This is a genomic window from Cellulosimicrobium cellulans (assembly GCF_016921195.1).
Lineage (GTDB): Bacteria > Actinomycetota > Actinomycetes > Actinomycetales > Cellulomonadaceae > Cellulosimicrobium > Cellulosimicrobium cellulans_F.
In genome coordinates this window covers 35,603-48,052 of record NZ_JAFGYF010000014.1, presented here as the reverse complement: position 1 = coordinate 48,052, position 12,450 = coordinate 35,603, and the positions used below count along the sequence as shown (strand labels likewise).

General features: G+C 70.8%; 16 protein-coding genes. 4 read left to right on the top strand and 12 right to left on the bottom strand.

The features are described from left to right. Positions 1–14: 14 nt before the first annotated feature. Complete coding sequence (locus JN535_RS19015; RefSeq protein ID WP_205207371.1) at positions 15–1,049, bottom strand: hypothetical protein; 1,035 nt, start codon at positions 1,047–1,049, stop codon at positions 15–17. Between the two features lie 80 nt (positions 1,050–1,129). Between JN535_RS19015 and JN535_RS19010 the strand changes: the two genes are divergently transcribed. Then, positions 1,130–1,420, top strand: a complete 291-nt coding sequence (locus JN535_RS19010; protein WP_205207370.1) for a hypothetical protein — start codon at positions 1,130–1,132, stop codon at positions 1,418–1,420. A gap of 31 nt (positions 1,421–1,451) precedes the next feature. On the opposite strand, the gene JN535_RS19005 is transcribed toward JN535_RS19010, so the two are convergent. The 11 genes from JN535_RS19005 to JN535_RS18955 all read right to left on the bottom strand — a co-directional run bounded on the left by JN535_RS19005 (position 1,452) and on the right by JN535_RS18955 (position 10,582). Next, positions 1,452–1,757 (bottom strand): hypothetical protein, encoded by a 306-nt coding sequence (locus tag JN535_RS19005; protein WP_205207369.1) that lies wholly within the window; start codon positions 1,755–1,757, stop codon positions 1,452–1,454. A 111-nt stretch (positions 1,758–1,868) separates the two neighbouring features. Beyond that, positions 1,869–2,192: a hypothetical protein gene (locus tag JN535_RS19000; protein WP_205207368.1), complete on the bottom strand. Its 324-nt coding sequence runs from the start codon at positions 2,190–2,192 to the stop codon at positions 1,869–1,871. 100 nt (positions 2,193–2,292) lie between these two features. Next, positions 2,293–2,721 carry a DUF6573 family protein gene (locus JN535_RS18995; RefSeq protein WP_205207367.1) on the bottom strand — a complete coding sequence of 143 codons (429 nt, stop codon included), beginning with the start codon at positions 2,719–2,721 and terminating at the stop codon, positions 2,293–2,295. A gap of 455 nt (positions 2,722–3,176) precedes the next feature. Then, positions 3,177–3,338: a hypothetical protein gene (locus tag JN535_RS18990; RefSeq protein WP_205207366.1), complete on the bottom strand. Its 162-nt coding sequence runs from the start codon at positions 3,336–3,338 to the stop codon at positions 3,177–3,179. A gap of 26 nt (positions 3,339–3,364) precedes the next feature. Beyond that, positions 3,365–3,841, bottom strand: coding sequence for a hypothetical protein (locus JN535_RS18985; RefSeq protein ID WP_205207365.1), 477 nt, complete (start codon positions 3,839–3,841; stop codon positions 3,365–3,367). Beyond that, positions 3,841–4,728 carry a ParA family protein gene (locus tag JN535_RS18980; RefSeq protein ID WP_205207364.1) on the bottom strand — a complete coding sequence of 296 codons (888 nt, stop codon included), beginning with the start codon at positions 4,726–4,728 and terminating at the stop codon, positions 3,841–3,843. The genes JN535_RS18985 and JN535_RS18980 overlap by 1 nt, the downstream gene beginning before the upstream one ends. A 259-nt stretch (positions 4,729–4,987) precedes the next feature. Beyond that, complete coding sequence (locus JN535_RS18975) at positions 4,988–6,262, bottom strand: MarR family transcriptional regulator (RefSeq protein WP_205207363.1); 1,275 nt, start codon at positions 6,260–6,262, stop codon at positions 4,988–4,990. Positions 6,263–7,308: 1,046 nt separating this feature from the next. Then, positions 7,309–8,688 carry an ATPase gene (locus tag JN535_RS18970; RefSeq protein ID WP_205207362.1) on the bottom strand — a complete coding sequence of 460 codons (1,380 nt, stop codon included), beginning with the start codon at positions 8,686–8,688 and terminating at the stop codon, positions 7,309–7,311. Between the two features lie 15 nt (positions 8,689–8,703). After that, positions 8,704–9,732, bottom strand: coding sequence for a M23 family metallopeptidase (locus JN535_RS18965; RefSeq protein WP_307868989.1), 1,029 nt, complete (start codon positions 9,730–9,732; stop codon positions 8,704–8,706). Between the two features lie 35 nt (positions 9,733–9,767). Beyond that, entirely contained in the window at positions 9,768–10,310 is a 543-nt protein-coding gene (locus tag JN535_RS18960; RefSeq protein ID WP_205207360.1) for a hypothetical protein, read from the bottom strand. A 23-nt stretch (positions 10,311–10,333) separates the two neighbouring features. Continuing rightward, the gene (locus JN535_RS18955; RefSeq protein WP_307868988.1) at positions 10,334–10,582 is read right to left on the bottom strand and encodes a helix-turn-helix domain-containing protein; all 249 of its coding nucleotides are present in this window, start codon (positions 10,580–10,582) and stop codon (positions 10,334–10,336) included. Positions 10,583–10,753: 171 nt separating this feature from the next. On the opposite strand from JN535_RS18955, the gene JN535_RS21665 reads away from it, so the two are divergent. From JN535_RS21665 to JN535_RS18945, 3 genes are read left to right on the top strand one after another with little or no spacing between them, the layout of a single operon-like run. Next, positions 10,754–11,386 carry a DUF6668 family protein gene (locus tag JN535_RS21665; RefSeq protein ID WP_307868987.1) on the top strand — a complete coding sequence of 211 codons (633 nt, stop codon included), beginning with the start codon at positions 10,754–10,756 and terminating at the stop codon, positions 11,384–11,386. Further along, positions 11,383–11,688: a hypothetical protein gene (locus JN535_RS18950; RefSeq protein WP_240201459.1), complete on the top strand. Its 306-nt coding sequence runs from the start codon at positions 11,383–11,385 to the stop codon at positions 11,686–11,688. Before JN535_RS21665 ends, JN535_RS18950 begins: the two co-directional genes overlap by 4 nt. 12 nt (positions 11,689–11,700) lie before the next feature. Next, the gene (locus JN535_RS18945; RefSeq protein WP_205207358.1) at positions 11,701–12,450 is read left to right on the top strand and encodes a hypothetical protein; all 750 of its coding nucleotides are present in this window, start codon (positions 11,701–11,703) and stop codon (positions 12,448–12,450) included.

The window sequence follows — 12,450 nt, the reverse complement described above, 5'->3', positions numbered from 1 at the left end:
CCTCGTTCGGGCGTTCACGTGGCGGGCACGGTGAAGCCGGTGGTCGGCCGGGCGGCCGGTCGGCCGGTCGGCCGGCCCTGGCGGCTGGCGGCCGGGCGGTGGTTGTCGATCGTGCGCTTGATGGTGTCGCGGGAGCGGCCGGTGCGGCGTGCGATCTCGCGCTCGGAGACGTCGGGGTTCGCGGCCAGGCTCAGGATGAGCTCGCGCTCGTCGTCGGTCACGGGTCCGGCCGGCCTGACCCGACGCTCGACCAGGACGGGCGCGAGGGCCGGTCGGTCGGCCGGCCGGTCCGCCGGGCTGGTGGTCGGCGCCTCGGTCGGCGTGGGCGTCTGCTCGGCCAGCGCGGCCGCGGGCAGCTGTAGCGGCGGGACCTCCACCGGCCGGTCGACCGGCGCGGGCGTCTCGGTGGCCGAGGTCCCGGCCGGGGCGGGGATCGCTTCGCCGTGTGCGGGCTCCGGGTCCGCGCCGGTCGGCTGGTCGGCCGAGTTGTGCGCCGCGGCGGCCGGGACGGGGCTGGACTCGGCGGGCGTCGGGGCAGCGTCGCGGCGGACGCCGGTGCGGAGCCGGTGCGCGAGTGCGGAGGCCATGCCGAGAACGGCGACGGGGATGCAAGAGACGATGACGAGGACCGGCCAGGGCGCCCGCTCGACGCCCGCGGCCGCGAGCAGGTGGTAGGCGATCTGGCCTCCGGCACCGACGACGAGGGAGACGAGCGCGGACCACCGGGCGAAGCTGCGCGCGTCGTCGGGGATCTCGCGGCGCGTGAGCCAGGCCCCGAGCGCGTAGGCCGCGTAGACCTCCATGCCGAGCGGGAGCGTGATGGAGAGGTCGACGTACAGCTCGGTGATCCCGGGCAGCAGGTTCACCGGCCCGAAGCCGCTCATGCGGCCGAGCTCGACCCACCCTCCCCAGATCGCGACGAACGCGGACCCCGCGAGCAGGATCACCGGCCACCGGGGGTAGCCCTTGGCCCTGCCCTTGCGTCCACGGTCGGCCGCACCCTCGGTCGTCCGGTCGGTCCCGGTGGCCGGGTGGCCGGTGGTCGTCATGACGCCTCCTCAGTATTGACGCGCTCGCGCCTCAGTTTATCAGAAAACTAGGGCGGAAGCGATGCTGTTACGGTGGATTGATGAGCGAGTTCAAGGAGCCCCCGGCAGACCGGCCGGCCGCGCCGGCCGATCCGGGGCCGGGGCCGGCCGGCCTGTACGACGCCGCCCGGCTAGCCGCCCGGCTGGGCATCGCGACGTCGTCGCTGCGCAACTCGCGCTTGCGCGGGGTGCCATGGCTGCCGGAGCCGGTCGGGATCCTCAACGGCGGCCCGGTGTGGCGCGCGGCCGACCTCGAAGGGATCGAGGATCGGCGCCGACCGCCGGGGCGGCCGCCGGCCGACCGGCCAGCCGCCGCGCGCGCGGCGGACTGAGCCGACCGGCTGGACACCGCGCGCTTGACGGTCAGGTGCGGGTGAGCATGTCGCGGACGGCCGCGACGGCGCCCGCCTGGTCGTGTGCCTCGTGGTGCTCGGCGGCCTCGTCGTCGGCGTCGTACCGGGTGACGTAGTACACCGGACCGTCTGCCCAGACCTCGATGGCGACGACGACGAGGTCATTGCCGTCCTCCCGGGTGAGCGCGACGGCGAGGTTCAGCCCGCCCGTGGTCGTGACGCGCGGGTTCCCGGGCACGCCGGCCAGGGTGAGCACGAGCGCGAGCTGTTCGGCGCGCTCGAGCGCAGTGAGCGCGATCGATGCGGTGGTGGTCATGGTGAGGTCTGCTCCTTCGCTCGTGGCTGCTGAGGCGGGGGTGTAGGGGGCGGCAAGCCCCCACCGGGTGCGCCCCGCGCCGTCGGGCGCGGGGCGTACCCGGGGTGCGGGCTACGCGCCGAAGGCGGCGATCAGACCGCTGAGTTCGGCCTTCTCGGTGTCGATCGCGAGCCCGGCGGCCTCGTCGGGGCTGAGGTCGTCGTCGTACCAGTCGCGCCACGTCATGTCCGTGAGGCACTGGTGGGTCAGGCCGATCTGCGTCACGAGGTGGCGGTCGACGGCGTCCAGCCACTCCTTGAAGGTGGCCGCGTAGGTGACGGCCTGGCCGGTGGCCGGGTTGATGACGGCGGCCGCGCACGCGATGGCGTGGTTGGGGTGGTCGGCGTTGCTGACGGCGTCGAGCGCGGCGCCGGTCAGGGGCAGTCGCTGGGTCATGGTCGGTTCTCCGTTCGGTGGTCTGTGGTGGCCGGTCGGCGTTGACCGGCCAGGGGGTGGCCGGTGGCCGGGCGGCGCGTGGCCGCCCGGCCGGTCGGTGTCAGTCCTCGCCGCGCAGGCAGATGGTCAGGACGGGCTCGCCCTGGTCGCCGGGTCCGGCCACGAGGTCCAGGGAGACCAACTGGGCCTCCTCGTAGCCGGGGCGGTTCGGGACGACGTAGACGCCGAACGGCACCCGGTCGGCCCGGAGGTCCGCGACGGCGCGGACGGCGAACTTCGCCATCCACAGCACGTTCCAGGCGCGCCCGGTCTCGTCCTGGAGGGCGCCGTTGGCCGTGTCCCACGTGATCGTGGCGGCGTGCGCGGCGGCGGTGTACGCGACGGGCCAGACGAACCCGGCCTCTCGGGCGAGCGGTCCGGCGTCGATGAGGACGCCGTCCGCGAGGGCCTGGGCGCGGGTGTAAACGTGGATCGGCTCGCCGAAGAACTCGGTCAGCCAGTCCGCCGTGGTGTCGTTCGTCGTGGTCATGGTGACCTCTCCGCCAGAAGGTGCGCCGTCCCGGGGCCGGGACCGTTTTTCGCGCCCTCCTGGCGCCGTAATCACCACCCGCGCGGGGCCCCCGGGCCGCAACCCGCGGTCCGGCCCGACGGCGGGGCCGGTTTGCGCGGACACGCCTTTTCGTCCGCGCGAGCCGGTTTCGACGGCGGGACGGCGCCGAAGGCGAGCGGGTTGCGGCACGGGGTGCGCGGGTGATGATGGAGCGCCAGGAGGGGGCAAACAACACCGCGCGCAGCGCGGCAGACAGCGGCAGACAGCGGCCACGAACCAGGTTCCGGCCACCGGCCGGAAACACCACCCACGTCGGCGAGCTCACCCCGCCCGGCCAACCACCACGCTCCCCCACCGGCCACCGGCCGGGTCTGGGAACGACACCGCCCCGGTGTCCCTCATCCGAGGGGTCACCGGGGCGGTGGACAGAGTTGCTAGAACTGGTCCAGGGCCGGGACGTTCGGCCAGATCAGGTCTCCCACGACGAGCCCGCTCGGACCATCTGCCAGCAGCCTGAGCAGGCTCCCTTCGGCGTCCGCACGTGCCGGAGGCATCGTCACCGTGACCGTGTGGGGGTGTGAGAGGTCGATCGTCATGCGCTGCTCCGTCAAGTCGGTAGCGATCAGGTCCCGATGGGCCGGCCCCTGCGGAACTCTCCGCGGTTCGCGGGGAACGGTTCGCCGGCGTTGAGCTCGTCCTCGAGGCGGGCCAGTTCGCGCTCGAGCGCGGTGTTGAGCAGGGCGGTCATGGAAACGTGGCCGCCGTCAAGGCCAGCGGTGCGCAGGACGGCTGTCTCGGCGCGACGGATCAGGGTCTCTTGGAATCGGAAGGTCCGGGAGATCATGGCTGTGCTCACGGCGGCCTGCGCCAGAGGTTCGGGCTCGGTCGCGCGCGGGCGCTGCGCCGGGGCACGTCGCCGCGTCGTGGCCGCGGGCGGAGCCTCGGTCCGGATGTTCGGCTGCTCCGACGGCGCCGCCGGAGCTGCGGGTTCGGCAGGCGGCTGGACTACTGGCGCGGGCACCGCAGGTGTCGCGATCGGCTCGACGCGGGGCGTCAGGGAAATCGGGCTGGTTCCGCTGGGTCGCTTGCGCTCGACCATCAGGCGATCCTCTCTGCGTACGCGGGCAGAATACGGTCGATGATGCGCTGGGCGACCTCGTCGAAGATGCGGACCGTGGTGCGCCCACGCTCGTCGTTCCAGGCGGTCAGGGAGACCCCGGCGGCGTCGGCCTCGGCGAATCTCGTCCATTCCGGGACGTAGGGCGGTGTGAGCTCGACTTCGACGTCGCCGGGAATGATCTTGATGGTGCGCAGGTCCCACACGAGGTCCCCGAAGCGTTCCCGCAAGCCTTCGATCTGGAAGTCGCCCTCGGCTGTCTGGCGGCGTCGTGTGACAAGGACGCCCCCGACTCGCAGCTCGGGGTTCGCGAGGTCGACGGCGTGCTGGGTCACGAAGTCGCTGACGCGGATCGCGGCCTCGACGGAGTCGTAGCCGGTGTCCGAGGGGATGATGACGACGTCGGCTGCGCTCATCGACATCTGGACCAGGTGGCCCAGGTCGGGTCGAGAATCGATCAGGACGACGTCGTAGTCGTCGGTCCAGCCCGTCAGCGCCTTGCGGAGTCGGCGGAACGCTCCAACCGTGCCAGCTTCGGCCTCTCTGTTGATGAGGTCGAACCGGGCGGGAATGACGTCTATGTGCTTGGCCTCGGCCGTAGGATCCCCTGCTGCGTTCTTCCACCCGCACTCGACGACGGCGCCTTCCCCCGCGCCCTCGGTGTTCGCGGCGATGGCCTCCGAGACACTGGGGATCGGGTGCGCGGGGTCCCACTCGATCCCAAGGCGTCGGGTCGCGTTCGCTTGCGGGTCCATGTCGACGACTAGGACGTTGAGCCCCTGACGTGCGAGACCGGCTGCGGTCTGGACCGTGCATCCGGTCTTCTGGACTCCGCCCTTGTTGTTGGCGAAGAGGATCGTGACGGGCATCGTTGGCACCTCCTGGTGCAAGGCAAGCATTGCAATGCTTGCTTTCGTTACTGGACGCGCCGTGGCGCACCGAGCAAGCATAGCAAGCATAGCAAGCATAGCAAGCATAGCAAGCATAGTGTGCATAGCAAGCATAGCAAGCATAGCAAGCATAGCAAGCATAGCAAGCATAGTGTGCATAGCAAGCCATGTAATGCTTGTAATCCTTGCACATCTTGCGTTGCTTGCAAGTATTACAAGCATATTGTTGCCACGGGGCCTACGAGGCGAGGCCGTCGACCAACGTCCACTCGCTCGCCTGCGCGTCGTCCGGGGGCCACCACCAGGACTCGGCCGGGTCTGCGGGTTCGGCGGCTTCGTGTCGCGTGAGGTAGGCGCGCCATGCGCGGCGCTGTGCGGCGTAGAGGCGCAGCTGGTCTGCGACGCCCTCGAGGACCCCGAGGTGCTCGGCGACGCGGAGCAGGGCGTCGGAGCGGGGGAGGAGAGTACCCGCGGTCCGGTCGAGGAGTCCCCACGAGCTCAGCAGATCGACGGCCTCGTGGACCGCCCGGCGGGAGATACCGGTCGCGTCCACCAGCTGGGTGATGGTCTCTGCCCGGCCGTTCTCGACGGCCTCGAAGACGAGCGCGGCCACGTGGCCGAGTTCGCGGAAGACCGGGCGCAGCGCGTGCACCTGCCCGCGGTCCCATCGCAGGTCCGGCGCGCGGTCTACCAGGTCCGACGGGAGTGTGAGTGCGTAAAGGTCGGCGCGCTCGCCACGACCCTGCTCGAGTCGGTCGATCCAGCCGGCCTTCGCGAGCTCGTGCAGCAGGACGGAGACGGTTGAGTGGTCCATCCCTGTCGCGACGGCCAGGGAACGGGTGCCGAACGAGACGTACCGGCTCCCGGTCTTGTGGGCTGCTTCTCCAAGAGCTCGTAGGAGGAACCGGGCGCCGTACCACTTCCGTCCTGGGAACCGGTGTTGCTCTGTGATGCGGAGGCAGGCGCGCCAGGTGCGGATGAACGCGTGCTCGTCACCGAGGTCTGGGGTGCCCCCCTGTGACTCTTGGGCGCTTGTGTTGGATCTGTGCACAGTGTGATTTCCGGCCGTTGCGGGCGGGTCGGTGTGCTGGGTGACGTGGCGCTGGGCGTTGTGCCAGTCGCGTGCGAGGGCACCGTGGCGTTGGGTGGGGGAGTAGCGGGCGTAGAGCGCTGCCAGGCCGGGCCAGCGTCCGTCGGTGAGGCGGGCGGCGACGTCGGCGAGGCGCCAGCCTGCGGCGGCCGCGCCGGCGATGACGGCTTGCCGTGCCTCGGACGGCGAGAGGTAGCGGCCGGTGTCGTACACGCCGTCGCGGGCGATGCGCGTCAGCCGGGCCGAGAGGGCCCGGCCGCGGGCGGCCGAACTGTGGGGGTACGTAGCGGGCTCAGAGGCCTGGAGAGGGGCCTGTGCGGCCCGCAGGGCGTCGATCTGGGCCCGGTAGGCGTCCTGAAGCGCGGCGACCGCTGCGGCCGGGCTGGGCCGGTGCAAAACGTCGACGGCGATGTTGAGGCTCATCGTGAGCGCCTGGTGGCCGCCCGTCGCGTGGGCGGCGCCGGGGACGCGGATGCAGCCGGTGCGCAGCGACTGGTGCGGGCCGGGGTCCATCGTGGGGTAGGCGGTGGCGATCGCCTCGACGAGCTCGCGGGCGCTGGTGTAGTCCAGGCGCTCGGCGAGCGGGACGTAGACGTGGCGGCCGCCGTTGGGGGACACGTCGGTGATCACCCGAGCGCCGGCCGACTCGAGCTCGCGCACGAGCCGTGTCGCATCGGCGAGGACGCGCGCTGCGCCACCCCGTGAGGAGTCGAGGTCGAAGCACAGGGCACGGCAGGTGCCGTCGTCGCCGTACACGCGCACGGCCGCCGGCGCCGAGGGCAGGGCAGCGGTCAGGGGGCGCTCGTCGCGGTCCCGGTACTGGACCCCGCCGGCGCGCCGTGATCCGAGCCGGACCCGCGGAGCGCCCGCGAGCAGGGGAGCGCAGGCGGCCCACTCTGCCGTCGCGACGTCAGAGGACGCACCGGACGTTCGTCCAGAATCGGGCGCGGGCAGGTCGCCGCCGCTCGGTGTGTCGCCCCCGAATTCGTGTGCGAGGGCCCGATGGGTGCTTATGATGGTCTCCAGACAGCGACACACCTGAGGGTGCGTCAATCGGGGCCCATCACCTCCGTCGCCGCCAAGCTTGAGGGTGATGAGCTTCGTATCGTGGCCCGCCCCTTCGGGGGCGGGCCGCTCTGCGTTATGCGGTTATGCAGTCTTGAGAGGCAGCTCCTCCTGCTGGCTCGGCTGCTCGGGCCACCATGCCGGCAGCCCGGAGTCATCAAGCTCAATGTGACGCGCGACCCGCTCGAGTACGACACCGAGCGATTCCCCTGCCGCGTCTGCTATCTGATCGAACACAGCCTTCGTGCCCTCATCGACGCGCGCGTAAAGCGCTGCCGTCGTGCGGGGGTCGAGCGACCCTCGAGGGCGGCGAGCCCTGGACGTCACGCTGCTGGTCATGCCGTCGAACTTAGTGCTAGTGCTAGCAGGAGGTGGGGGCGACACGCGGAGCGTTGGCATCTTTGCTACAACCCGCGGGCGACGGCGGCGGCAGCAGCGAGCCATGCGCGCTGGGTGCTGGGGCGCAGGGAGCCGTAGCGCAGGGTGCCTTCGACGATGGATGGGTCATAGGGGATGGCGACAGCTTCGCGGGCGAGTGGTCGGAACGCTGCGGCGACTTGCTCCGCTTCGGCGAGGGTGCCGTCTTTCTTGGCTTGGTTGACCACGACGACGGCGTTGCGCGCGAGTGCGGCGCTTCGCTCGTCGCGGTCGGCGAGGGCTTCGAGGAGTAGGGCGCCAGCTTCGGCAATGTCTCCGCGGGTGGTGGTCGCCACGACGAGCTGGTCGGCGTTCTCGACCATGCGCAGCCACAGGGAGTCGGATTCGTCGTTGCCAGAGTCCATGAAGATGAGCCGGTAGTACTTGCGCAGGACGGAGTGGATCGCGTCGAACTGGGACACGCCGAGGCGCTGCTCGTCGGCCAGGATCATGGGCTGGGAGCGCAGCACGTCGTACTTGTCTTGGGTCTGGTGGTGCACGAAGCGCGCCAGATCTGCTGACTGGGCTGCGGTGCCGAGGAGTCGGTCGACCTCGGGCAGGAGCTCGAGGAAGGTCGCGTCGTGCGGACCTTGCTCGGTGCGCCAGCCGAGGGTGCCCCGGGTCTGGTTGTTGTCGTGAGTTACGACCCCGGCGCCGCCGTAGCGGGCGAACACGGCCGCGAGGAACGCTGTGGTGGGGGTCTTGGACGCGCCGCCCTTGCCGTTGACGATCGCAGTCGTGCGGGGCCCGGGCCAGTGCTGGGAGACGAGGCGGATGTGCTCGCGCAGCTCACGCTCGGTTTCGCTGGGCGCCACCCGGATACCGACACGGGTCAGGAGACCGCGCAGGCCTTCGGTCGCGGGTTCTTCGGTCTGCTCGATGGTGAGGAACGACTCACGGCGTTCGCGCCGGGTCGTCGTGGCGCTGGCGACGGCCTGGTCGTGGGCGGAGCGGACCCATGTCTGCGGCGCCGTGACGGGTGCCTGCGTGGCCTCGGGATCGTCGGTGGTCGGCGTGGTGTCGGTGGTTGGGGGAGCGGGTTCGACGTCAATGTCGGCGCTGCGCTGTCTGGCGCGCGTGGTGCGGCTGCGGGTCTGGGGTTCGGTGGTGGTGTCTTCTTCGACGGTGCCGTCGCCGTGGATGATCAGGGGCCACTGGCCGTCAGGGTCGCGGGTGAGGGCGCGAAGCGGCCGTCCGAGCTGGGTGGCCTTGTCCGCGAGGAGGGCGACGACCTGGACTCGTGCTTCCTCGACGCTGGGGGCGGCGATGGGGTGCAGGGTCCCGCCGATGGAGACCTCTGCGGTGCCGTCGCCGTTGAGCATCGCCTCGACGCGAGGCCAGGTCGCTGCTTCGGTGGTCGTGCTCATGGTGTTCTCCTTGCGTTAGCCGAGCTGGATGCCCATGTCGTTCATGAACGGCACCGGGTCGGTCGGGGAGCCGTCGACGAGGACTGAGAAGTGCAGGTGGCAGCCGGTGGACTGCCCGGAGGACCCGACACGCCCGATCTGGTCGCCGGCGTTCACCTGGTCGCCGGCGCGCACGAGGATCCCTGAGGCGTACTGGTGCAAGTAGGAGGTCTGGACCCCGCCGCCGTGGTCGATGGTGATCGTGCCGTTGCCGTTGCGGTCGAACCCGGTGAACGTCACCACCCCGTCTTGCGCGGCCCAGATCGGTCCCTCACACCCGCCGCCGTTGAGATCGACCCCGGAGTGCAGGCGCCAAACCTTGTCGATGGGGTGAAGCCGCATCCCATACCTGCTGACGATCGGACCGGCGGCGGGCGTGGCCCACCCGGTCCCGGCGACCTCGCCACCGATGGCGGTGCCACCGGTGCAGACCTGGTCCCCGGTACCGGGGCTCAGGCCGGTGTCGACGCCGGAGAGGCCTTCGACGACCGCGACCGCGCCGTCCCAGTACCTCGTGTAGTGGAAGGGGTCCGCGTTGCGCTGGGTCCGGTGCGCGACGATCGTCGGCTCCAGCGACTCGCGGCCCGGGACGTTGGTGATCATCGCGGTGAAGAAGTTCGTGGCGCTGATGTACGGGTCCATGCGGTCCTCGTATGAGCCCCAGGCCCCGTTGGCGCGCTGCTGGAACAGGCCGCGGCTGTCGGGCCCTGCGGCGTCGCCGTGGTCGATGACGCGCAGGCTGGACTCACCCATAGCGGTCATGACGCCGATGGTCTGGTCTCGGACCCCGAGGCCCAGGGCCTTGCCGGCGGCGATGATTTGCGCGGCGTTGACCAGCTGCTCGTGGTCGTAGCCCGCGATCGTGGTGTCCGACACGCTGGCCGGGTCGATTGTGACCGCCGAGCTCGAACCCGAGGCAGGGCTGCACGTGGCGGCCTCGGAGGGCGAGCCGAGCAGGAGCAGGCTGAACACGGTTCCCAGCGCGAGCACGGGCACGCTGGCCACGACCGCGATCGCCCCCGTGGTCCGCGAGGCGGCCACTACTGGCCCTCGGCCGGGGTGATGCGTGCGGTGAGCCACGGCGCGGCAGCATCCTGGCGGGTCAGGATGATCGCGTAGGGGCCCGCGTCGGTAGGGACCTCAACTGTGGTGACGTACGCGCTGGTCTCTTCGACCACCGTGGCAGGCCCGGTCAACGCGGTCGCGGGCACGTTCGCGGGATCGACGTAGGCGTAGTCGAGTGCAGCCTGCTGGGTCAGCAGCGGTTCGAGCCCGGCCCACCACGCGTCGTGGTCCAGTTCTGGGCGCGCGAACGCGGTCATTGCCGCCCGGGCAGCCTCGAGGGCGCCCTCACGTGAGGCCGCGTCCCAGGTGGGCACGGGCCGGGCGGTGATGACCTCGCCGGTGTCCTCGTCGACCACACCGTCGGGCGCCCCGGAATACCCGCCAGCGTCTCCGGGCGCAGTAACCGTCGGCGCGGGCGCACCCTGGGCAGGTTCCGTCGTCGCCGGTGCGCTGGCGCAGCCTGCCAGGGCGGCCGCGACCGCGAACATCCCGGCCGCCCACGCGACCCGTCGTGCCATACTCAGCCCCCTGCTGATCGTGCTCAGTCGCTCGGACGCGTCTCCTGACCGTCCTCACGCAGTACAGGGCGGACGTTGGAGCCCGCCTGCAGCGTCGCCTTGAGCTCGTCGCGCAGGATGAACCACGTCGCTCCGACCTTGTAGCCGGGGATCACGCCGTCCTTGAGCCACTTGTAGACACCCGGCTTCGTCATGCCCAAGATCTCCGCGACCTCCGGCACCGTCAGCGTCGCGCTACGGCCCTCAAACAACGCGTCCAGAGCCGACGTCACGGCAGACACCTGCACCCACGAACGCATGCGAACACACTAGACGCTACACGAGCCAAGTTGACTCTGTATAGGTCTATAGATGTATACGGCATGCTATTGCCTTCCGTTGGTGCCGCGCGCTAGGGTCGGCGCATCGACGACTGCGTCCAATTATCAGGGGGCTCTGGGCAAATGTCCGATACCAACCCATGGGTGTCGCGCGCTCAAATTCCAGCGACTCCCGTCACGGCGACCCCAGCGGAGCACTCCGAACCCCCGTTTACCGGTCCCCACGCGCCTCAGCGCGGCGTCCCGGCACCGGTCCTCGCCGACCAGCTCCCGACCCGCTCCCGGCATCAGGCCGCGCCCCTGTGGTGGCTCGGGGTGCACGGCGGAGCGGGGGAGACGTCGCTCGCCGCTCTGGTGCCCGACTGGCCCGCTGCCGAGCACGCCTGGCCCCAGATACCCGGAGCCAGTGGCGTCCGCGTCGTGCTGACCGCTCGGTCGAACATGCGCGGGCTGCGCGCCGCACAGGTCGCGGCCACGCAGTGGGCGTCAGGCCTGGTCCCGCACGTCGAGGTCGTGGGCCTGGTGATCGTCGCTGACGCACCGGGCCGGCTCCCGCGTCCGCTACGTGAGTTCTCACAGATCGTCGGCGGCGGGGTCCCGCGCACGTGGACTCTGCCGTGGATCGAGGCATGGCGCTTGGGGGAGCCGCCGGCACTCTCAGACGCCCCGCGCGAAGTCCGTCGACTCGTCGACGACCTCGCCGCTGTCGTCCGACCTGGTGCCGCCGGCACCGTCAACCGAAAGGAAACCCGATGACCAGCCTGCACAGCGTCCTCACGGCGGCGAGCGACCTCGCCACCGTGATGCCGGCGCAGCTTCCCGACCCCGCGCCGACACAGCCTCCGGGCACCGAAGCGGTCACCACCATCCTCGGTTGGGCCAAGTGGGTCGGCCTCGTGGTCTGCATCCTCGGCCTCATCGCCGCCGGCACCCTCATGGCGGTCCAGTCCCGTCGCGGCGAGGGCGGGGAGCACGTCGGCAAGATCGGCATGGCCCTCGGTGGCGTCATCGTCATCTCCGCCGCCGTCGCGCTCGTCGGCTTCATCTCCGGAGCCTGAGCGGAGTCCGGCATGGCTACCGACGACAACGAGCAGAACCCATTCACCCGGCCCGGCTTCATCGCGGCCGCGGTCCTCGTCGCCCTCGTCGTGGTACTCGGTATCGTGATCGCGATCGTCAACGCGACGCGCTCTAACGAGCCTGCCACCGCACCCGAAGCGTCGTCCCCGTCGCCCACGACAAGCGCCGCCCCGACGTCCGAGCCTCCGGACGCCGCGGGCAGCGCCAGCGTGTGCGGCCTGGAGGGAGAGTCGCTGTCCGGGACGTTGTCGACCGCTCCGGCCGCGGACTGGGCGTTCCAGGGAACTACCGCGTACCCGACGTCGGCCGAGTTCGGGCCGGGGGAGACCACAGCCGAGGGGGTGCGGTTCTGCTTCCAGCATTCGCCCACCGGGGCGTTGTTCGCGGCCTCGAACGCGCTCGCGCTGGGTAGCGACCCCGTTGTCGCGCCTGCATGGATCAAGTACTTCGCCGCTGAGGGCCCCCATCGGGAGGAGTTGCTGGCCGAGACCGAAGGCAGCGCATCGACCGCAGGCACGCGCCTGCGGGTCGCCGGCTTCCGCATCCTGTCGTACGACGGCGAGACGGCTCGGATCGACCTCGCGGGCGAAGGATCGACCTCAGCAGGCTCGATCTACTTTTCGGCCGTCTATGAGCTGATCTGGCAGGACGGCGATTGGAAGGCCAACACCGAGACGGCTAAGTCCTTCGACTTCGCCACCATCCCGAACCTGGCGGGCTACACCACCTGGGGAGCGTGA